A 19,675-nucleotide genomic window follows, 5' to 3' on the forward strand; every position below is an offset into this window, starting at 1 on the left:
AGATTCAGTTTTGGACGATGAGAATAGCGATCGTGGGCGCCGGAGTGATCGGCGTGACCACCGCCTGGGAGTTGACGCGCGACGGCCATGAGGTCGATGTCTTCGAGCGACGCAACGCCGCCGCCGAAGAAGCCAGTTTCGCCAATGCCGGCGTGATCGCCCCGGGCTATGTCACGCCGTGGGCGGCGCCGGGCATGGCCGGCAAGGTGCTGCGCTCGCTTTTTTCCAGCCATGGGGCCGTCAAGCTGCGCTGGCCCCTGGGCGGCAGCGAACTCGAATGGATGTCGCGCTGGCGCCGCGCCTGCACCCTCGAGACCTACCTGCGCAATCGCGCACGCCTGCAGCGCCTGGCCTTCTACAGCCGCGGCCGCCTGCACGACATCGCCACCGAGCGCGAGCTGGTCTACGAACGCACCCAGGGCTACATGGTGCTGCTTCGTGGCAAGACCGAGCAGAAGCTGGTGCAGGCCGGCCTGGAGGTGCTTCGCAGCGCCGGCACGCGCTTTCGCGAGATCGACGCCGACGAGGCCCGGCGCATCGAGCCGGCGCTGAGCACCGAGACAGAACTGGCCGGCGCCATCCACCTGCCCGACGACGAAGTGGGCAACTGCCGCCAGTTCGTCATGCTGCTCAAGCGCGAGGCCGAGTCGCTGGGTGCGCAATTTCATTTCGGCTGCGACATTGCGCCGCTGGACCGGGCGCGTCCGCGCTCGCTCTCGCTGGCCAGCGGCTCGCCTGCGCTCGACTTTGACGCGGTCGTGATCTGCGCCGGCCTGGGCTGCGCCGAACTGCTGCGGCCGCTGGGCCTGCACATTCCGCTGGTGCCGGTGTACGGCCATTCGCTCAGCGCCGCCGTCGCCGAATCGGACCTGGCCCCGGCCAGCGCCGTGATGGACGAACGCTTCAAGGTGGCCATCTCGCGCATGGGAATGCGGGTTCGCGTGGCCGGGGGCGCCGAACTCGGCGGAATGGCCGGGCAACCCCACGCCAACGCCGTCAAGACCCTCTTCAAGGTGCTTCACGACTGGTTCCCTGCCGCCGCCCGGCTGAACGCCGGCGTGCAAACCTGGAAAGGCGCACGCCCCATGCTGCCCGACGGCCCGCCCCTGCTGGGCGCCAGCGGCGTGCCCGGCGTCTGGCTCAATCTCGGCCATGGATCAAGCGGCTGGGCGCTCTCGTGCGGCAGCGCACGGGTGGTTGCCGACCTGATCGCCGGGCAGGACCCTGGCATCGACCTCGAAGGCCTGGGCGTCGAGCGACTGCGCGAAGATTGACCCCCGCCCTGCCGGAGCAGCCACCATGCACCGCATCACCAGTGCCAGTCCGGCCGACCTGTTCGGCCTCGATGCCAGCCGTCGCATCGAACAGGCCTCGGCCGCCCGGCTACCCCCGCACGCGCTGATGCGCCGCGCCGGCCTCGCGGTGGCCCGGTTGGCGGCCGCCCTGGCGCCACATGCGCAGGTCATCTGGATCGCCTGCGGGCCGGGCAACAACGGCGGCGATGGCTTCGAAGCCGCGGCACAACTGGCACGGCGCGGCTTTCGGCTGGCGTTGACTTTTGCCGGCGACGAGACGCGGCTGCCCGACGACGCCCGCGACGCGCTGCAACGCGCACGCGCGGCCGGGGCGACGCCGCTGTCGCAGCCGCCGGCCGACTACGACCTGGCCGTCGACGCACTGCTCGGGCTGGGCGCCACGCGCGCGCCGGCAGGCCGCATGGCCAGTTGGCTGTCACGCCTGTACGACGATTCGAAGCCGGTGCTCGCGGTCGACCTGCCGTCCGGCTTGAATGCGGACAGCGGCACCGCCCTGTTCGATCTGGGCCCCGGCAGCGCCGGCATGCGGCACTGCCTGAGCCTCCTGACCCTCAAGCCCGGCCTGTTCACCGCGCAAGGCCGCGATGCAGCAGGCGAGGTCTGGTTCGACGACCTCGCCTGCAGTCCGGCCGGCGAGCCGCCCACTGCGCGCCTGGCCGGCGCGCCCGCAACGCGGCTGCGCCCGCATGCGTCGCACAAGGGCAGCTACGGCGACCTTGCCGTCATCGGTGGTGCTCCGGGCATGGCCGGTGCTGCGCTGCTGGCCGCCACGGCCGCCTTGCACCAGGGCGCCGGGCGCGTTTTCCTGGGCCTGCTCGATGCGTCGCTGCCGCAACTCGTCGCGCAGCGGCCGGAACTGATGCTGCGCGATCCGCACGCCCTGGCGCTTGCGGATCTCACCGTGGTGTGCGGATGCGGCGGCGGCAATGCGGTGCGCGCCATGCTGCCCGACGTGCTTGCGCAGACGCCCCGCCTCGTCCTCGACGCCGACGCCCTCAACGCCGTCGCTGCGGACGGCGCACTGCAAGCGCTTCTGGCCGAAAGGAGCCGGCGTGGTGCCGCCACCGTACTGACGCCGCATCCGCTCGAAGCGGCCCGGCTCATGGGCGGCGACACGGCGGCAGTGCAGCAGGACCGCCTGGCGGCGGCCCGGGCGCTTGCACAGCGCTTTGGCGCCACCGTGGTGCTGAAGGGGTCGGGGACCATCGTCGCCGCGCCCGATGGCGTTCCGGTGATCAATGCCAGCGGCAATGCCCGCCTGGCCACCGGCGGCACCGGCGACGTGCTGGCCGGCATGATCGGCGCCGGCCTGGCCGCCGGACTCGGCCCGGCGCAGGCGGCCAGCGAGGCGGTCTGGCGCCATGGCGCGCTGGCCGACGCGTGGCCGTCCGGACAGCCGCTCACGGCCGGCGCGCTGGCCGCCGCCTGACTGCCCGTCAGCCGGAAATTCGCGGCGCGCCCCTTTGCGCGCCAGCGCTCAGCCGCGACCGACGAACGGCATCTTCGTGGCCATCACCGTGTGGAACAGCACGTTGGCCTCCAACGGCAGGTTGGCCATGTAGAGCACCGACTGGCCGACGACGGACACGTCCATCAGCGGCTCAATGGCGATTTCGCCATTGGCTTGCGGCACGCCCTTGGCCATCTTCGAGGCCAGTTCGGTCATCGCGTTGCCGACATCGATCTGGCCGACTGCGATGTCGTACTTGCGTCCGTCCAGCGAAGCCGTCTTGGTCAGCCCCTGCACCGCATGCTTGGTCGAGGTGTAGGCCGGCGAGTTGGGACGCGGCGCCGACGCCGAGATCGAACCGTTGTTGATGATGCGCCCGCCGCGCGGCGTCTGCGCCTTCATCACGCGGAACGCGTGCTGAATGCAATAGAACATGCCGCTGAGGTTGATGTCGACCACGGCCTTCCAGTCCTCCGGCTTCCAGTCCTCGAAGGGACCGGGAGGGTTGCCGACGCCGGCGTTGTTGAACAGCAGGTCCACGCGGCCGAAACGCGCGACCGTGGCCTTGAACAGCGCCTCGACCGACGCCGGATCGGCCACGTCGGTCGGCACCGCCAGCGCACGCGCGGCGGCGCCCGATTCGTCGGCCACGGCCTTCAAGGGCTCCGGGCGGCGGCCTGCCAGGGCCACGTGCCAGCCATCGCCCAGCAGCGCCAGCGCCGCAGCGCGGCCGATGCCGGTACCGGCACCGGTGACGATGGCAACGCGGCCGGAAGGATTCGTCGAACTCATATGTGCTTATCTCCTTGCATTGATCGTTTCGCACCGCTGCTAGCGTCGCGCGCCGCGGCCCTTGCCTTTCATTTTGCTGGCAGCCTTCTTGACGGCGCTGCGCAAGGCCTGGATGGCCGAGCCCGGCTCTTCGGTCTTGCGGTTGCGCCCGGATCGCTTGTCGGCCGCCTTGACCGGAACGCCCGTTGTCGCAATGCCCTTGTCCTTGGCGGCGCGGTGCGGTAGTTCTTCGCCCTCGCGCACCAGTCGGAAGTCGATCCTGCGGCCGTCCAGGTCGACCCGGCTGACCTGCACCCGGACCCGCGAACCGATGGCATAGCGGATGCCGGTGCGCTCGCCGCGCAGTTCCTGGCGCGCCTCGTCGAACTTGAAGTACTCGCCGCCGAGCTCGGTGATGTGCACCAGCCCTTCGACGTACATCGCGTCGAGCGTGACGAAGATGCCGAAGGTGGTAACCGACGACACGACGCCGCCGTACTCCTCGCCCAGATGCTCGCGCATGTACTTGCACTTGAGCCATGCCTCGACGTCGCGGCTGGCCTCGTCGGCGCGCCGCTCGTTGGCGCTGCAATGCAGGCCGGCGGCCTCCCATGCCTGCATCTCGGCAGGCGACGCCACGGCCTTGACCGCGCTCTTCGGCTGGGGCGCCTTGACGCGCGCGGCCAGCCGCTTGGCGAGCTTGGCATGCGCCTCGCCGGGCGTGGGCAGCATGGGCAGCTGGTACTTGGTCTTGCCCATGATCGCCTTGATCACGCGGTGCACCAGCAGATCCGGGTAGCGCCGGATGGGACTGGTGAAGTGCGTGTAGGCCTCGTACGCCAGGCCGAAGTGGCCGCTGTTGATCGGCGTGTAGATCGCCTGCTGCATCGAGCGCAGCAGCATGGTGTGGATCTGCTGCGCGTCCGGCCGGTCCTTGGTGGCTTCGGCCACCGCCTGGAACTCCGACGGGTGCGGCTCGTCGCTGATGGACATGCCCACGCCCATGGCCTTGAGGTAGTTGCGCAGCACTTCCTTCTTCTCGGGCGTCGGGCCTTCGTGGACGCGGAACAGCCCGGGATGCTTGCCCTCGGCGATGAAGTCGGCGCTGCACACGTTGGCCGCGAGCATGGCCTCCTCGATCAGCTTGTGCGCGTCATTGCGCGTGCGCGGCACGATCTTCTCGATGCGACCGGCATCGTCGCAGATGATCTGCGTCTCGGTCGTCTCGAAGTCGACGGCGCCGCGGGCGGCGCGCGACTTGACGAGCGCGCGGTAGACATCGTGCAGGTTCAGCAGGTCCTTGACGCGCTCCTTGCGCTTGGCCGCCTCCGGTCCGCGCGTGTTGGCCAGGATGGCCGCCACCTCGTTGTAGGTGAACCGGGCATGGCTGAACATCACCGCCGGATAGAACTGGTACGCATGCACGTCGCCTGCAGAGGTGACGAGCATGTCGCACACCATGCACAGGCGCTCCACCTCGGGGTTGAGCGAGCACAGCCCGTTCGAGAGCTTCTCCGGCAGCATGGGAATCACCCGGCGCGGGAAGTACACGCTGGTGGCGCGGTCGTAGGCGTCGATGTCGATGGCGCTGCCGGTCGTCACGTAGTGGCTCACGTCGGCAATCGCGACCAGCAGCCGCCAGCCCTTGCCGCGGCCCACGCGCGCGGTCTCGCAATACACCGCATCGTCGAAGTCGCGGGCGTCCTCTCCGTCGATGGTGACCAGCGGCACGTCGGTCAGGTCGATACGGCCCTTCTTGTCTGCCGCGCGTACCTTGTCCGGCAGTGCCTTGGCTTGCGCCAGGCATTCCTCCGAGAACTCGTGCGGCACGCCGTACTTGCGCACCGCGATCTCGATTTCCATGCCCGGGTCGTCGATCTCGCCCAGCACCTCCTTCACGCGGCCGACGGGCTGGCCGAACAGTGCCGGCGGTTCCGTCAACTGCACCACCACGACCTGGCCGACCTTGGCGGGCCCGGTCGCTCCCTTGGGGATGAGGACATCCTGGCCGTAGCGCTTGTCCTCGGGTGCCACCAGCCAGATGCCGCCTTCGTGCAGCAGGCGGCCGATGATCGGCTGTTCGGAGCGCTGCGTGATCTCGACCACGCGGCCCTCGGGGCGGCCGCGCCGGTCGTGCCGGACGATGCGGGCCTTGACCCGATCCTTGTGCAGCACGGCGCGCATTTCATTGGGCGGCAGATAGATGTCCACCTCGCCGTCGTCGCGCACTACGAACCCATGACCGTCACGGTGACCCTGGACGATTCCCTCAACTTCTTCCGACAGACTGCCGGAGTGGGCTAAATTTTTGATATGATTCCTCTCGTTCCTGAAATTCAAGTTGTGTTGCAGAGCAGACCTAGAGGTTAACTCAGCAACACGCAGGCCCAGGTGGCGGAATTGGTAGACGCACTAGTTTCAGGTACTAGCGAGTAACATCGTGGAGGTTCGAGTCCTCTCCTGGGCACCAAACTGAAAATCCCCTGCAAGTGAAAACCTGCAGGGGATTTTTCTTTGTCGGCCGCGCATCGCGCGCCGCATTCATCGGCCGGATGTTGGATCCTTGCCACACACTGTCCAGCGCTCGCGTGCGCCGGGCATTCACGAACTGTCACGCACCACCAGTTCGAACCCGACGTCGACGCTCGACTTCGCGGGCCGGCCGCCGCGCATCAACGCCAGCAGCATCTGCGCCGCCGCCTCGCCGATCTCGCGCCGGGGCGTGCGGACCGTCGTCAACGAAGGCACCATCTGGTCGCTGCCCACGAGATCGTTGAACCCCACGATGGCGATCTGCTCGGGCACCGCGATGCCCAGGCGCAGGGCGGCCAGCAACGCGCCCTGGGCCAGGTCGTCGTTGTTGAAGAAGATCGCGTCCACCGCAGGCTGCATCCCGGCGATCTGCTCCAGCATGGCGGCCCCCAGCGCGGGCGACGAAGGCGACGCATTGAGCCACTCGAGCGCCGGCGAATGGAGACCGGCCGCCGCCATCTCGCGCTGCCAGCCCTCGCGGCGGCTCATGGTGCGCGGATCGAGCTGTGCGGCGGCAAAGGCGATGCGGCGGCGCCCCCGCGCAAGAAGATGCCGCGTCAGCGCGGCACCCGCCTCGCGCTGCGAGAAGCCCACCGCGTGGATGCCCGGCTCGGTGGTCGTTTCCATCGCGTGCACGCATGGAATGCCACTGGCCTCGATCATGGCGCGCGTGGCCTTGTTCTGCTGCAGGCCGGTGACGATCAGGCCGGCCGGGCGATGCGGCAGTTGCTCGCGCAGCAGTTGCTCTTCCTCGCTGTCACGATAGTTGGTGATGCCGATCAGCATCTGGTAGCCGGCCGCGCGCAGCACGCTCTGCGCCGCCTCGATCAGGTCGACGAAGAGCGCATTCGACAGCAGCGGCACCAGCACCGCCACATGCGAGCCCGAGCGCGAAGCCAACGCCCGTGCCGCCGGGTCGGGTACGTAGCCGAGCCGGCCGGCGGCCTCCTTTACCCGCGCCACCAACTCCGGCGCCACTGCGCGCTCGCCGCGCAGGGCGCGCGAGACGGTGATCGGACTGACCCCGGCCACGCGCGCCACGTCAGCCAGCGTGACCCGGCCGGAAGCGCGACGGCTCGATTGCTTGTCGTTCATACCTCGGGCAAACCCCTAACGCGTCTGATTGGATAGGTTATAGGATAACGCTGTCCAAGCCGACCTCCACAACGGACAAACCCTCCCCAAAAAGGCTTTCTCTTCCAATGGTGCGTTGGCGCCATGGCAAGTAAACGTCTTTCCACCTTTCGGGATAGCGCAATCCAAACATGCAGGCACTGATCGTCATGGGCGTGGCCGGATGCGGCAAGTCGAGCGTCGGCCACGCGGTGGCGCAGGCGCTCGGCTGGCGCCTCGTCGAAGGCGACGATTTCCACAGTGCCGCCAATCGCGACAAGATGAGCCGCGGCGTCGCCCTCACCGACGAAGACCGCGCCGACTGGCTGGCCGCCCTCGGCGATCAGATCCGCCAGGCCGACACGCCCATCGTGCTGACCTGCTCGGCACTCAAGCTGGACTATCGCGAGCGACTGCGCCGGGCCGGCAATTGCGTCGGGTTTCTCTTCCTGCGCCTGGACCGGGACGCGGCCCTGCAACGCGTCGCCGCGCGCGGCGACCACTTCTTTTCCCCCACCCTGGTCGACAGCCAGTTCGCCGCGCTCGAAGCGCCGGACGGCGAGAACGGCGTGCTCACGCTCGATGCCGCCGCGCCGCTGGCGCAAGTCACGAGCCAGGCATTGCGCTGGCTGCAGCAGGAACCCACCAAGGAGACACGATGACCACCGCCGAAACCCAGGCGCCGCCCGGACGCCTGCAACGTGCACTCAACCTGGCGATGGCAGCCTGCCTCGCCGTGATGGCGCTGGCCGTCTTCGTCAACGTGGTGCTGCGCTACGGCTTCGGCAGCGGCATCGCCGCCAGCGAAGAGCTGTCGCGGCTGCTGTTCGTCTGGATGGTCTTCATCGGCGCCACGGCCGCCTACCCGGCCGGCGAGCACATGGCCTTCACCGGGCTGGTCGGGCTGCTTCGCGATCGGCCCGCTGCCTTCAAGGCCATGACGGTGCTGATCCGGCTGCTGGTGATCCTGGGCGCCAGCCTGGTCGCCTGGGGCGCGTGGCAGCAGGTGGTCGTGGGAATGGGCAGCCGCTCCGTCGTACTGAGCTACCCGATCGCCGTGTTGCCGCTGCCCGCACTGCTCAGCGCCGCCGCGATTGCCGTCATGGCGCTGCGCGAACTGCTGCGCGGCGTCCCGCTCGATCTGGGCCATGCCCATGACGTGGAGTGACGCGATGAGCAGCGAAGCCCTTGCTTTCATCGTGTTCTGCGGCGGCATGCTGGTGCTCATGGGCATCGGCATGAACATGGCCCTGGCGCTCGTGCTGACCGGCGCCGGCATGGCCTGGGTGCTCGGCTTCTGGGACACCCAGCTGCTGGCGCAGAACCTGGTGGCCGGCGTCGACAGCTTTCCGCTGCTGGCGGTGCCATTCTTCATCCTGGCCGGTGAGCTGATGAACGCCGGCGGCATCAGCCGCCGCATCATCGACATGGCGCAGGCGTGGGTCGGCCACATTCGCGGCGGGCTGGGGTACGTGGCCATCGGCGCGGCAGTGCTCATGGCCAGCATGAGCGGCTCGGCGCTGGCCGACACGGCGGCGCTGGCGACGATCCTGCTGCCCATGATGCGCCGCGAGGGCTATCCGCTGAAGACCTCCGCCGGCCTGCTGGCCTCCGGCGGCATCATCGCGCCGATCATTCCGCCGTCGATGCCCTTCGTCATCTACGGCGTGACCACGAACACGTCGATCTCGGCCCTGTTTCTCTCGGGCATCGTGCCCGGCCTGCTGATGGGTATCGGGCTGATCATCACCTGGCGCCTGGTGCTGGGCCGCACGGTGCTCCCGCAAGGCGCCGCCAAGCCGATGCGCGAGCGCCTGATCGCCACGGCCAAGGCGTTCTGGGCGATGCTGATGCCGGTCATCATCATCGGCGGCATGAAAAGCGGCATCTTCACGCCGACCGAAGCGGCCGTGGTGGCAGCCGTCTATGCGCTGTTCGTTGCCTTCTTCGTGCACCGTGAGATGAAGCTGGCCGAGCTCGAAGGCGTGCTGGTGCGCGCGGCGCGCACCACCGCCATCGTCATGTTCCTGTGCGCCGGCGCGCAGGTGGCCAGCTACATGATCACCCTGGCCGACCTGCCCGGCGTGCTGACCGGCTGGCTCGGCCCGCTGATCGAGCAGCCGCGCACGCTCATGCTGGTGATGATGATCGTGCTGGTGCTGATCGGCACCGCCCTCGACCTGACGCCCACCATCCTGATCTTCGCGCCGGTGATGCTGCCGATCGCCGTGAAGGCCGGCATCGACCCGGTCTACTTCGGACTGATGTTCGTGCTCAACGGCACCATCGGCCTCATCACTCCGCCGGTGGGCACGGTGCTGAACGTCGTCGCCGGTGTCGGCCGGATGCCACTGTCCGAGGTGATCCGGGGGGTGAACCCGTTCCTGCTGACCTACACGCTCATCCTGTTCATCTTCGTTGCCTTCCCGCAGATCGTGATCGCGCCGATCGCGTGGATGCGCTGAAGCCCGCATCTCTTTCCAGCTTTCATTCAAAAGGAGACCTCCATGTCGCTCACCCGCCGCGCCCTGTGCGCTACCGCTGCCGCCGTCGCGTTCGCCGCGCCCCTGCTGGCCCAGGCCCAGGCCCAGGACATCAAGCCGCGCCTGATCCGCTTCGGCTACGGGCTCAACGAGAACAGCAACCAGGGCCGCGCCTCCAAGTTCATGGCCCAGGAGATCGAGAAGGCCTCGGGCGGAAAGATGAAGATGCGCGCCATCGGCGCCGCCGCCCTGGGCCCGGACACGCAGATGCAGCAGGCGCTGATCGGCGGCGCGCAGGAGATGATGGTCGGCTCGACCGCCACGCTCGTCGGCATCACCAAGGAAATGGCCCTTTGGGACACCCCTTTCCTGTTCAACAACACCCGCGAGGCCGACGCGATCCTCGACGGCCCCATCGGCCAGAAGGTCATGGACAAGCTGCAGGAGAAAGGCCTCGTCGGCCTGGTCTACTGGGAGAACGGCTTTCGCAACCTGACCAACAGCAAGCATCCGGTGGCCAAGGCCGAGGACCTGGGCGGCATCAAGCTGCGCGTGATGCAGAACAACGTCTACCTCGACAGCTTCAAGCTGCTCGGCGCCAACGCGGTGCCGCTGCCATTCTCCGAGCTGTTCAGCGCCCTGGAGACCAAGACGGTGGACGGCCAGGAGAACCCGTACAACACCATCCTGTCGAGCAAGTTCTACGAGGTGCAGAAGTACCTGAGCGTGACCAACCACGTCTACAGTCCGTGGATCATCCTGGCGAGCAAGAAGTGGTGGGACGGCCTGTCGAAGGACGAGCAGAAGGTATTGCTCGATGCCGCCCGCGCCGCCCGCGATTTCGAGCGCAAGGACACCCGCGAAGAAGGCGAGAAGGCGCTGGCCGACCTCAAGGCCAAGGGCATGCAGATCAATGAAGTGCCCGCCGCCGAGGTGGCCCGCATGCGCGAGAAGCTCGCGCCCGTGAACACCGCCATTGCCAACGAGGTCGGCGCCGGCCTGTGGCAGGAAACGCAGGCCGCGCTGGCGGCCATGCGCAAGTAGCGCGCCGGCGCGCTGGCCGACTCAGATCGGCAGCGCGACCAGGTCGTGGCCCTCGGTGGCCACGATGCGGGCCCGGGTGAACTCGCCAACCCTGAGCTGCTTGCTGATCTTCTCGGGCGGCAGCAGGCGCACCACGCCGTCGATCTCGGGCGCATCGGCATAGCTGCGCCCCACCCCGCCGCGGCGGCCCAGCGCCGGCGCCGAATCGACCAGCACCTGCATGGTCGCGCCGATGCGACGGCGCAGCCGCTCGGCCGAGACGCTTTCGGCCACTTCCATGAACCGCGCCCGGCGTGCCTCGCGTTCGGCCTCGGGCAGCATGCCGGGAATTTCGTTGGCGGCGGCACCCTCGACCGGGCTGTAGGCAAAGCAGCCGGCGCGGTCGATCTGCGCCTCGCGCACGAATTCGAGCAGGTGCTCGAACTCTTCTTCCGTCTCGCCGGGAAAGCCGGCGATGAAGGTGCTGCGAATCACCAGTTCCGGGCACAGCTCGCGCCAGCGCGCCAGGCGTTCCAGGTTCTTCTCGCCGGAGGCCGGCCGCTTCATGCGCCGCAGCACCGCCGGGTGGCTGTGCTGGAAGGGCACGTCCAGGTAGGGCAGCACATGGCCGCTGGCCATCAGGGGGATGACCTCGTCCACGCTCGGGTACGGATAGACATAGTGCAGCCGCACCCAGGCGCCATAGGGCTCGGCGATTTCCCCGAGCGTGCGCACCAGCTCGAGCATGCGCGTCTTGACCGGCTTTCCGTCCCAGAAGCCGGTACGGTACTTGACGTCCACGCCATAGGCCGAGGTGTCCTGGCTGATCACCAGCAGTTCCTTCACGCCGCCGGCGAACAGCGCCTGCGCCTCCTTGAGCACGTCGCCCACGGGGCGCGAGACCAGGTCGCCGCGCATCGACGGAATGATGCAGAAGGTGCAGCGGTGGTTGCAGCCCTCGCTGATCTTGAGATAGGCGTAGTGCTTGGGCGTGAGCTTGATGCCCATCGGGGGCACCAGGTCGGTGAACGGGTCGTGCGGCTTGGGCAGGTGCGCGTGCACCGCATCCATCACCTCCTGGGTGGCGTGCGGCCCGGTCACGGCCAGCACGCTCGGGTGCATCTGCCGCACCAGGTTGCCGCCGTCCTGGCCGCTCTTGGCGCCCAGGCAGCCGGTGACGATCACCCGGCCGTTGTCCGCCAGCGCCTCGCCGATGGTGTCCAGGCTTTCCTTGACGGCGTCGTCGATGAATCCGCAGGTGTTGACGATGACCAGATCGGCGCCCTCGAAGGTCTTGGCGGTCTGGTAGCCCTCGGCGCTCAACTGGGTCAGGATCAGCTCGGAATCGGTCAGGGCCTTGGGGCAGCCCAGGCTCACGAAGCCCACCTTGGGGATGGTGGCTTCGGCAGGTCTATCGTGGGTGGCGGCTTCGCTCATGGGCGCTATTGTCCCAGGAGTGGCCCCGGCAGGCGCGCCGGCGGCCCCATGCCCCCTGGCCGGCGCCGCCCGGCGCCGCGCCGGGACCGTCAGGGCTGCCGCTTGATGCCGAACGCGCCCAGCATCTGCTCGGTGTTCTTCTGCATCTGGTCCTGCAGCTGCTGCAGCGCGGTCTTCGACTGGGTGGCGTAGCTGCCCCAGAAGTTCTGCAGCAGCGGCGACTGCATCGACATGAAGCGGGCCCACGTCTCGGGCGTCAGTTCCTCGGCCTTGTCGGTCAGCTGCGCCTGCATCTCGGACATCGCCTGGATGTTCTTCTCGAGGTAGGGACCCATGTAGCCCTGCATGGCCTGCCCGTAGAACCGGATGATGTTGGCCAGCACCTGCTCGCTGAACATCGGCGCGCCGCCCGCCTCCTCTTCCAGGATGATCTGCAGCAGGATGCTGCGGGTGAGATCGTCGCTCGTCTTGGCATCGCGCACCACGAAGGCCACATGCTCCATGACCAGCCGCTTGACCTCGGCCAGGGTGATGTACGAGGAGGTTTCCGTGTCGTAGAGGCGCCGGTTCGGGTACTTCTTGATGACGCGCTGCGCCGCCTTGGGGCCGGCCTTCTTGCTCTGCACTGAAAACTCCTTAAGACGTCGCGGATGCCCGGACGGCGCGGATCATTCTATGGACGGGTTTGCTGCACTGCGCCAAGGTTTTCCCTGTACGGGATTCCATCAGTCCAGAGAGCACGCGTACTCGGCGCCGCAGACCTTGCAATGGGCGGTTTCAGCGCGCTCCCCGTCGGCCAGGCGAAACTCGAGCAGGTGCTTGACGCCGTTGAACACCCAGCAGCGGGGGCAGTGCTCGTGCCCAACCATCGGCAGGTAGGCGCGGGCGCGTTGCTCCGCGCGCTCGCGCGTCACCGGCACCCCGTGCCGCTCGGTGCGGGCCACGTCCTCTGCCGCCATCGTGTCGACCCGGCCATTGGCCCGGTCGTTCAAGCCGTAGACGACGCGCGCAAACTCGAGGGGCGCCTGCCGCAAAAGTGCGGCCAGACGCTGTTCCCCGGATTCGGCAGGTTCGGAATCTGGCGCGTCGGTCAGCGGCATAGAGGTCGTGCGGGCAGTCGAGTTAACTCAAGTTAACACAATCGACGGCACTTCAAGCAGCCTGCGGATGCCGGCCGTTGTCAGACAGCGCCAACGATTTCGGGTGCCCCGGGCTCAGCAAAGAAAAAAGGGCTCGTCGATGAGACGAGCCCTTTTCCAATAAGCCTTGGTAGGCGCGAGTGGATTCGAACCACCGACCCCCACCATGTCAAGGTGGTGCTCTAACCAACTGAGCTACGCGCCTGGGAAGCCTCGCAGTATAGCATCGTTTTTTGCAAACTTTGCACTCTCGCGCAGATCATCTCAACGGCGACGCGCCCACCGCACGCCATTGACCGCGCGCACCGTTCCAAGCACCTGGCCAAGGCGGGTGGCGTCGGCGATCTCGATGGTGAACGTCATCCAGGCCGTGCCGCGCACCGACTGCGTCTGCACGCCGATCACGTTCATCTTCTCGCGTGCAAAGACGTCGGAGATGTCGCGCAGCAGGCCCTGGCGGTCGGTGGCCTCGACCGCCACGTCGACCGCATACACAGCGCCGGCCTCGGGCTTGTTGCTGCCCCATTGGACGTCGATGGCGCGCTCCGGATGGGTGGCGGCCATCGTCCGGTAGTTACTGCAGTCCATGCGATGGATGCTCACGCCGTGGCCACGCGTGACGAAGCCGCCGATCGCATCGGGCGGCGCCGGACGGCAGCACTTGGCCAACTGGGTCATCAGAGAGGAGACGCCCACCACCAGCACGCCACCGCGCGAGGACTTGTCGGACGCGCGCGACTTCTTGATGGTCACGCCGTCGTCCGCCGGCGGCGGCGGCTCGGCCGGACGCAGCAGGTTCTCGATGCTGCGCAGCGAGAACTCGTCCTTGCCGACCACCTCGAACAGCTGGTCGGCCGTCTTGAAGCCCAGCCGCGCCGCCAGGTCGTCCAGCTTGAGCGCGGTGCGGCCTTCGCGCTGCAGCAGCTTCTCGACCGCCTCCCGACCGCGCGCGACCGTCTCGTGCGTGATCTGCGCGTTGAACCAGGCGCGCACCTTGGCTCGCGCACGGTGGCTGGCGAGGTACCCGAGGTCGGCATTGAGCCAGTCGCGCGAAGGCCCGCCTTCCTTGGCGGCGATGACCTCGACCGTCTGGCCGTTCGTCAGCGGCGTGTTCAGGGGCACCATGGCGCCATCGACGCGCGCACCGCGGCAGCGGTGGCCCAGGCTGGTGTGCACGCTATAGGCGAAGTCCACCGGCGTGGCGCCCTGCGGCAACTCGACGATGGCGGCGTCCGGCGTGAGCACGTAGATGCGGTCGTCGAACAGACCGCGCCCCTGCTCGCCGCCGGACAGATCGCGCTCCCAGGCCAGCAGCTGGCGCAGCACCGCGATCTTGGCGTCGTACTCGCCGCCGGCCCACACGCCGGCATAGCCCTTGGTGCCCGCTTCCTTGTAGGCCCAGTGCGCGGCCACGCCATGCTCGGCATGCTCGTGCATCTGCTCGGTACGGATCTGTATCTCGATCGGCCGTCCGCCGGTGCCGTCGTCGGCCAGTTCGCGCACCACCGTGTGCAGCGACTGGTAGCCGTTGGGCTTCGGCCGCGCGATGTAGTCGTCGAACTCCTCCGGGATCGGCTGGAAGTGCGAATGCACCCAGGCGAGCACCGCGTAGCAGTCCTTCACGTCCGGTACCACCACGCGCAGCGCCGTGATGTCGAAGACCTGCGCGAAGTCGAGCGACTTGCCGCGCATCTTCTTGACGATGCTGTAGATGTTCTTGGGCCGTCCCTGCACCTTGGCCTGGATGCCCTCGACCCCGAGGTCCTGCTCGAGCTGCAGCCGCAACTGCTCGACGTAGCCCTCGCGCTCGGCACGCTTTTCCTCGAGCAGCCGGGCGATCAGCTTGTAGGTTTCGGGCTCGAGGAAGCGGAACGAGAGATCTTCCAGCTCCCACTTGACCTGCCAGATGCCCAGCCGGTTGGCCAGCGGCGCGAACACCTGGAGCGATTCGCGCGCGAGGTTCTCCGGCACCGGCCGCCTGATCTGGGCGGCGTAGCGCAGCGTCTGCAGGCGCGAGGCCAGGCGCAGCATGACCACGCGCAGATCGCGCGAGAACGCCAGCAGCATCTTGCGCACGTTCTCGGTCTGGGTTCCGGCGTCCTCGAGCAGGTGGCCGGTGGCCGTGCGGGCCTGCTTCTGCACCTGCACCAGCTTGGTGGTCTCGACCGCCAGCAGCGCGAAGTTGTCGCCGAACACCTTGGCGATCACCTCCAGCGGGCGGTTCAGATGCTGGCAGGAATAGACCAGGTAGCTGGCCGCCTGCATGGCCTCGGAGCCGCCCATGTGCGCCACGATGGCGGCCACGGCGTCGGCGTGCGCGAGCGTGTTCTCGCCGGTGTCGAGTGTTTCGTCGGCGATCAGCGGCGCGGCGAATGCGCGGGCGCGCGCGAGCATGTTGTCGACCGGCGAACGCTCGGCGGTGGCTGCGGACAGCGCGGTTTCAGCCATGGCGCTGTCGGCCGCGGCGGTCGCGCTTGACGATGAACGTGCCAAAGCCGTCTCTTTCTCAATCTCAATCAAGCAGGAATTCCACCACGGCGCGTTGCTGGTCGGGCGCGACCAGCGTCGGCGCATGGCCGACCTTCTGGAACTCCACCAGTCGCGCGCACGGCCCGCGCGTCGTCATCGCCAGCGCGGTTTCCTTCGAAAGCAGGTCCGAATCGGCGCCGCGGAGGAGCAAGGTGCGGGCCTTGATGGCGTCGTACAGCGTCCACATCACCGCCTCGCCCTGGTCGGTCGCCTCAGGGGTGAGCGCGCGCAGCGGCACGCCGATGGCCGGGTCGTAGTGCAGCACGAAAGGTCCGGCGGCAACGCCGGCCGACACCTTGGCGCGCCCGTCGGCGCTGCGCGAGGCCGCCGGCACGAGCATGGGGCGCGACAAGGCCAGCCATTGCTCGGGCGTGTGCTCCCCGAAACTGGTCGACAGCGCCCACATCGCCTCGGCCGCCTGCTCGACGCTGTCATAGCGCCCGCCGGTGCCGACGTAGGCGCCGATGCGCTCGATCGCCTGGCGGTTGATGGCCGGGCCGACGTCGTTGAGCACCAGCCGACGCACCGGCGCCGGCAACGGCAGCTGCGGGCTTCCGGCGATCACCATGCCGATCAGCCCTCCCATGCTGGTGCCGACCCAGTCGAGCATGCCGACCGGATGGGCGGCATGCAATTGCGCCAGCATGGCCAGCACATCGGCTGCGTAGACAGGCACCTGGTAACCCTGAGGGTCGCGCAGCCAGTCGCTCTCGCCTCGGCCCACGATGTCGGGGCACACGACGCGGATTCGGCCTTGCGCCCGTTCCACCAGCGCGCGTGCCAGGGTGTCGAAGTCGCGCCCCTGGCGCGTCAGCCCGTGCACGCAGACCACCACGTGCTGCGCCTTCGGATCGCCCCAGCCCCACCAGGCCATGCGGTGGCCGCCTTGATTGTCGGCGCACGCCACGAATTCAAGTGTTGGTTCTGTCATGCGTTCTCGGGCAGCGTGTGCTGATAATGGTCGCGTTGCATCTTATTCAATCTCCGGAGTTCGTTCATCATGCTCAAAGGCAAGACAGCACTCGTCACAGGTTCCACCAGCGGTATCGGCCTGGGAATCGCAAAGGCACTGGCCGCACAGGGCGCCAACATCGTCGTCAACGGCTTCGGCGACGCCGAGGCGCCGCAGGCGGAGTTGCGCGCGCTGGGCGTGCAGGTGCACTACCACGGCGCCGACATGAGCAAGCCGGCCGAGATCGAGGACATGATGAAGTCCGCCGCCGACAAGTTCGGCCGGGTCGACGTCCTGGTCAACAACGCCGGCATCCAGCACGTGGCCAACATCGAGGATTTTCCGCCCCAGCGCTGGGACGCCATCATCGCGATCAACCTGACCAGCGCCTTCCACACCACGCGCCTGGCGCTGCCGGCCATGCGGCAGGCCAACTGGGGCCGCGTGATCAACATCGCGTCGGCCCACGGCCTTGTGGCATCGGCCGGCAAGTCGGCCTATGTCGCGGCCAAGCACGGCATCGTCGGCATGACCAAGTCGGTGGCGCTCGAGACGGCGACGACCGGCGTCACCTGCAATGCCATCTGCCCTGGCTGGGTGCTCACCCCGCTGGTGCAAAAGCAGATCGACGACCGCTCGGCCCGGGAAGACATCTCCGTCGAGCAGGCCCAGAAAGAACTCCTGGGCGAAAAGCAGCCCTCGCTGCAGTTCACGACGGTCGAGCAGCTCGGCGGCCTGGCGGTCTTCCTGTGCTCCGCGGCCGCAGACCAGGTACGCGGTGTCGCCTGGCAGGTGGACGGCGGCTGGACCGCCCAGTAGCCGGGGGCCGGCTGCGCCCGCCCGGACCCGCGGCGGTCCGCGGACGGACCACCGCCGGCCGCGCTACTTCAGCTGGACCGAGCCGTTGATGTTGACCACGACGCTCGTCTTGCCCGGCTCCACCGGGACCGGCGCGTCGGCCGATGCGGACGCCGCCGCCGGTGCACGCATGGCCATCATGCGGGGCATGGGCGAGCCCTGGTTCACCGACACCTCGCGCAGCGTGTAGCCGGAAAAGCCGAACCCCTTGGCCAGCTCCGTGGCCTTCGACTTGAAGGCATCGATGGCCTGCGTCTGTGCCTCGCCCTCGGCCTTGCGGCGCGATTCCGGGCTCAGCCCGAAGGCGATGTTGCCTACCGTGAGGGTGCTGATGCGGCCCGCCGCCTGAGTGACGCGCGCAAAGTCGCGCCCCTCCAGCACCAGTTCGGCATCGCCCTGCCAGCCGTTCATGTTGCCGTCGCGGGTGTAGCGCGGATGCAGGTTGAAGTTGCCGGTGCGCACGTCCAGCTGGCCCGGCTGGGCATCCTTGCGGGCGGCCGCCAGCGCGCTGTCCAAGGCCTGCTTGAGCTCGGTCTGGACCGCAGTGGCATCGGCGCCGTCCTTGTGCGCGGTCAGCGTGATGCTCAGCATGTCCTGCTGCACCTCGACACTGCCGTTGGCAGAAAGTTGCAGGACGTTCTGCGGCGGGGCCGCCTCGCCGGCCAGGGCCGCGCTCGCAGCCAGCGCGGCGAAGCCCGCAACGGCGGTGGTCATCAAGTTTCTCAAAGCGAAAGTTCTCCCTCAAAAAGTTCCGGGACAGGCAGCCGGAAGGCGACCCGGGGGCCCTGAAGCGCGAACGGCCTAGCGCGCGAAGGCGCGGCCCTCGGCATCAGCCAATGGCGTCGCCGCGGCCGGCTCGCCCGCGGTCGCGGGTGCCCGGCGCTCCAACCACTGGAGGCGCACCTGCTCGCGCAGCTTGGCGCGCTCGGACGCGCTCAAGTGGTGGCCCGGCTCGTCCGACGTCTGCACCACGCCCCCGGCGGGGCCGGGGCCACCTGCCATCGCGCGTTCCGACACGTTGCCCGCTCCCGCCGTCGACCCGGGCGAGAAGTCGGCGGCCCGGGCCGCCTGGACGTTGAGCAACAACAGCGAGATGGGAAACAACAGTGCGGGACGCATCGCGAATGACAGGACCGTGCAGATGTGAAGGCATGAACTTTGCCACCCTCACGTGTCCGGTCGAGCGCATAAGCGCATGTGGTCGCAAGTTTTGTAACTTAGTGTCAGCGAACCATGGAATCTCGGTCAACCGGGCCGCTTCCGTTACAAAATCGGCGCTGTTACAAATTCAGCGTTGTTGAAATGACTCAGACACCTGCTCGAACCGACAAGATCGTGATCGTCGACGACGACGCCCGTATCCGTGACCTGCTGCGCCGGTACCTGACGCAGGAGGGGTTCGAAGTCATCGTCGCGGAAGACGGCAAGGCGCTCAACCGCATCCTGCTGCGCGACACGGTGGACCTCATCGTGCTCGACCTGATGATGCCCGGCGAAGACGGCCTGTCCGTATGCCGGCGCCTTCGGGCGGCGAACGACCGCACGCCGATCATCATGCTCACCGCCAAGGGCGAGGACGTGGACCGCATCGTCGGCCTGGAGGTCGGGGCCGACGACTACCTCGGCAAGCCGTTCAATCCGCGCGAACTCCTGGCGCGCGTGCACGCCGTGCTGCGTCGCCGCCCCCCGATGGAGGCGCCCGGCGCGCCGTCGACCGACAACGAGACGGTCACCTTCGGCCCGTTCAGCTTCGATCTGGGCTCGCGCACCCTGCGCAAGGACGGCGAGGAGGTCTCGCTCACCACCGGCGAATTCGCCATGCTCAAGGCCCTGGTGCGCCACCCGCGCCAGCCGCTGTCGCGCGAGAAGCTGGCGCAGCTGGCCCGTGGCCGTGAATTCGAGCCCTTCGACCGCAGCCTCGACGTGCAGATCTCCCGCCTGCGCAAGCTCGTCGAGACCGACGCGGCGGCACCCCGCTACATCCAGACCGTCTGGGGCGTGGGCTACGTGTTCGTGCCGGACGGCGCGACCTGATCCCGTGGCCGCAGGCGGCCCCCCCACGACGCAGTCCA

General features: G+C 68.2%; 18 protein-coding genes and 2 tRNA genes. 9 read left to right on the top strand and 11 right to left on the bottom strand.

The features are described 5' to 3' along the window. The first annotated feature begins 17 nt into the window (after positions 1-17). On the top strand, positions 18-1,274 hold the full coding sequence (locus VES41_RS23445; RefSeq protein ID WP_324822103.1) for a D-amino acid dehydrogenase: 1,257 nt from the start codon (positions 18-20) through the stop codon (positions 1,272-1,274). A gap of 25 nt (positions 1,275-1,299) precedes the next feature. Continuing rightward, a complete protein-coding gene (locus tag VES41_RS23450; RefSeq protein WP_324822106.1) occupies positions 1,300-2,745 on the top strand; it encodes an NAD(P)H-hydrate dehydratase in 1,446 nt (481 codons plus the stop codon). Between the two features lie 48 nt (positions 2,746-2,793). Here VES41_RS23450 and VES41_RS23455 read toward each other — a convergent pair whose 3' ends face one another. Then, positions 2,794-3,558, bottom strand: a complete 765-nt coding sequence (locus tag VES41_RS23455) for an SDR family oxidoreductase (RefSeq protein WP_324822109.1) — start codon at positions 3,556-3,558, stop codon at positions 2,794-2,796. A gap of 39 nt (positions 3,559-3,597) precedes the next feature. Further along, positions 3,598-5,877 carry a ribonuclease R gene (rnr, locus tag VES41_RS23460; protein WP_414719228.1) on the bottom strand — a complete coding sequence of 760 codons (2,280 nt, stop codon included), beginning with the start codon at positions 5,875-5,877 and terminating at the stop codon, positions 3,598-3,600. 45 nt (positions 5,878-5,922) lie between these two features. Here rnr and VES41_RS23465 point away from each other — a divergent pair. Continuing rightward, a tRNA-Leu gene (locus VES41_RS23465) sits at positions 5,923-6,007 on the top strand. Positions 6,008-6,138: 131 nt separating this feature from the next. Here VES41_RS23465 and VES41_RS23470 read toward each other — a convergent pair. After that, positions 6,139-7,164 (bottom strand): LacI family DNA-binding transcriptional regulator, encoded by a 1,026-nt coding sequence (locus VES41_RS23470; RefSeq protein ID WP_324822112.1) that lies wholly within the window; start codon positions 7,162-7,164, stop codon positions 6,139-6,141. 170 nt (positions 7,165-7,334) lie between these two features. Between VES41_RS23470 and VES41_RS23475 the strand changes: the two genes are divergently transcribed. From VES41_RS23475 to VES41_RS23490, 4 genes are read left to right on the top strand one after another with little or no spacing between them, the layout of a single operon-like run. Then, positions 7,335-7,844 carry a gluconokinase gene (locus VES41_RS23475; RefSeq protein ID WP_324822115.1) on the top strand — a complete coding sequence of 170 codons (510 nt, stop codon included), beginning with the start codon at positions 7,335-7,337 and terminating at the stop codon, positions 7,842-7,844. Next, positions 7,841-8,350 (top strand): TRAP transporter small permease subunit, encoded by a 510-nt coding sequence (locus VES41_RS23480; protein ID WP_324822118.1) that lies wholly within the window; start codon positions 7,841-7,843, stop codon positions 8,348-8,350. Before VES41_RS23475 ends, VES41_RS23480 begins: the two co-directional genes overlap by 4 nt. Before the next feature lie 4 nt (positions 8,351-8,354). Continuing rightward, positions 8,355-9,647 carry a TRAP transporter large permease subunit gene (locus VES41_RS23485; RefSeq protein ID WP_324822121.1) on the top strand — a complete coding sequence of 431 codons (1,293 nt, stop codon included), beginning with the start codon at positions 8,355-8,357 and terminating at the stop codon, positions 9,645-9,647. Positions 9,648-9,689: 42 nt separating this feature from the next. Continuing rightward, positions 9,690-10,709 carry a TRAP transporter substrate-binding protein gene (locus VES41_RS23490; RefSeq protein ID WP_324822123.1) on the top strand — a complete coding sequence of 340 codons (1,020 nt, stop codon included), beginning with the start codon at positions 9,690-9,692 and terminating at the stop codon, positions 10,707-10,709. Positions 10,710-10,730: 21 nt separating this feature from the next. Here VES41_RS23490 and rimO read toward each other — a convergent pair whose 3' ends face one another. From rimO to VES41_RS23520, 6 genes are all read right to left on the bottom strand, one after another. Continuing rightward, positions 10,731-12,125: a 30S ribosomal protein S12 methylthiotransferase RimO gene (gene rimO / locus VES41_RS23495; protein WP_324822125.1), complete on the bottom strand. Its 1,395-nt coding sequence runs from the start codon at positions 12,123-12,125 to the stop codon at positions 10,731-10,733. A gap of 89 nt (positions 12,126-12,214) precedes the next feature. Then, positions 12,215-12,751 (bottom strand): polyhydroxyalkanoate synthesis repressor PhaR, encoded by a 537-nt coding sequence (phaR, locus tag VES41_RS23500; RefSeq protein WP_324822129.1) that lies wholly within the window; start codon positions 12,749-12,751, stop codon positions 12,215-12,217. Between the two features lie 99 nt (positions 12,752-12,850). After that, complete coding sequence (locus VES41_RS23505; protein ID WP_324822131.1) at positions 12,851-13,225, bottom strand: hypothetical protein; 375 nt, start codon at positions 13,223-13,225, stop codon at positions 12,851-12,853. A gap of 167 nt (positions 13,226-13,392) precedes the next feature. Next, a tRNA-Val gene (locus VES41_RS23510) sits at positions 13,393-13,469 on the bottom strand. A gap of 59 nt (positions 13,470-13,528) precedes the next feature. Beyond that, on the bottom strand, positions 13,529-15,712 hold the full coding sequence (locus VES41_RS23515; protein WP_324822134.1) for a bifunctional (p)ppGpp synthetase/guanosine-3',5'-bis(diphosphate) 3'-pyrophosphohydrolase: 2,184 nt from the start codon (positions 15,710-15,712) through the stop codon (positions 13,529-13,531). Positions 15,713-15,776: 64 nt separating this feature from the next. Then, positions 15,777-16,724 (bottom strand): alpha/beta hydrolase, encoded by a 948-nt coding sequence (locus VES41_RS23520; protein ID WP_324822137.1) that lies wholly within the window; start codon positions 16,722-16,724, stop codon positions 15,777-15,779. Between the two features lie 69 nt (positions 16,725-16,793). Between VES41_RS23520 and VES41_RS23525 the strand changes: the two genes are divergently transcribed. Continuing rightward, on the top strand, positions 16,794-17,564 hold the full coding sequence (locus VES41_RS23525; protein ID WP_324822140.1) for a 3-hydroxybutyrate dehydrogenase: 771 nt from the start codon (positions 16,794-16,796) through the stop codon (positions 17,562-17,564). A 63-nt stretch (positions 17,565-17,627) separates the two neighbouring features. Here the strand turns inward: VES41_RS23525 and VES41_RS23530 are convergent, their stop codons facing one another. Both VES41_RS23530 and VES41_RS23535 read right to left on the bottom strand, forming a co-directional pair. After that, positions 17,628-18,317 carry an SIMPL domain-containing protein gene (locus VES41_RS23530; protein WP_324822144.1) on the bottom strand — a complete coding sequence of 230 codons (690 nt, stop codon included), beginning with the start codon at positions 18,315-18,317 and terminating at the stop codon, positions 17,628-17,630. An 87-nt stretch (positions 18,318-18,404) separates the two neighbouring features. After that, a complete protein-coding gene (locus VES41_RS23535) occupies positions 18,405-18,722 on the bottom strand; it encodes a hypothetical protein (RefSeq protein WP_324822147.1) in 318 nt (105 codons plus the stop codon). A gap of 183 nt (positions 18,723-18,905) precedes the next feature. Between VES41_RS23535 and ompR the strand changes: the two genes are divergently transcribed. Beyond that, positions 18,906-19,637 carry a two-component system response regulator OmpR gene (gene ompR, locus VES41_RS23540; protein ID WP_324822150.1) on the top strand — a complete coding sequence of 244 codons (732 nt, stop codon included), beginning with the start codon at positions 18,906-18,908 and terminating at the stop codon, positions 19,635-19,637. The last annotated feature ends 38 nt before the right edge of the window (positions 19,638-19,675 follow it).

It is taken from the genome of Variovorax sp. (assembly GCF_035634955.1).
Taxonomy (GTDB): Bacteria; Pseudomonadota; Gammaproteobacteria; order Burkholderiales; family Burkholderiaceae_C; genus Variovorax.

Bases quoted from the DNA above. Each gene is read 5' to 3' on its own strand.
- VES41_RS23445 (WP_324822103.1), top strand. From the start codon at position 18: ATGAGAATAGCGATCGTGGGCGCCGGAGTGATCGGCGTGACCACCGCC.
- VES41_RS23450 (WP_324822106.1), top strand. From the start codon at position 1,300: ATGCACCGCATCACCAGTGCCAGTCCGGCCGACCTGTTCGGCCTCGAT.
- VES41_RS23455 (WP_324822109.1), bottom strand. From the start codon at position 3,558: ATGAGTTCGACGAATCCTTCCGGCCGCGTTGCCATCGTCACCGGTGCC.
- VES41_RS23470 (WP_324822112.1), bottom strand. From the start codon at position 7,164: ATGAACGACAAGCAATCGAGCCGTCGCGCTTCCGGCCGGGTCACGCTG.
- VES41_RS23475 (WP_324822115.1), top strand. From the start codon at position 7,335: ATGCAGGCACTGATCGTCATGGGCGTGGCCGGATGCGGCAAGTCGAGC.
- VES41_RS23480 (WP_324822118.1), top strand. From the start codon at position 7,841: ATGACCACCGCCGAAACCCAGGCGCCGCCCGGACGCCTGCAACGTGCA.
- VES41_RS23485 (WP_324822121.1), top strand. From the start codon at position 8,355: ATGAGCAGCGAAGCCCTTGCTTTCATCGTGTTCTGCGGCGGCATGCTG.
- VES41_RS23490 (WP_324822123.1), top strand. From the start codon at position 9,690: ATGTCGCTCACCCGCCGCGCCCTGTGCGCTACCGCTGCCGCCGTCGCG.
- rimO (WP_324822125.1), bottom strand. From the start codon at position 12,125: ATGAGCGAAGCCGCCACCCACGATAGACCTGCCGAAGCCACCATCCCC.
- VES41_RS23505 (WP_324822131.1), bottom strand. From the start codon at position 13,225: ATGCCGCTGACCGACGCGCCAGATTCCGAACCTGCCGAATCCGGGGAA.
- VES41_RS23515 (WP_324822134.1), bottom strand. From the start codon at position 15,712: ATGGCTGAAACCGCGCTGTCCGCAGCCACCGCCGAGCGTTCGCCGGTC.
- VES41_RS23520 (WP_324822137.1), bottom strand. From the start codon at position 16,724: ATGACAGAACCAACACTTGAATTCGTGGCGTGCGCCGACAATCAAGGC.
- VES41_RS23525 (WP_324822140.1), top strand. From the start codon at position 16,794: ATGCTCAAAGGCAAGACAGCACTCGTCACAGGTTCCACCAGCGGTATC.
- VES41_RS23530 (WP_324822144.1), bottom strand. From the start codon at position 18,317: ATGACCACCGCCGTTGCGGGCTTCGCCGCGCTGGCTGCGAGCGCGGCC.
- VES41_RS23535 (WP_324822147.1), bottom strand. From the start codon at position 18,722: ATGCGTCCCGCACTGTTGTTTCCCATCTCGCTGTTGTTGCTCAACGTC.
- ompR (WP_324822150.1), top strand. From the start codon at position 18,906: ATGACTCAGACACCTGCTCGAACCGACAAGATCGTGATCGTCGACGAC.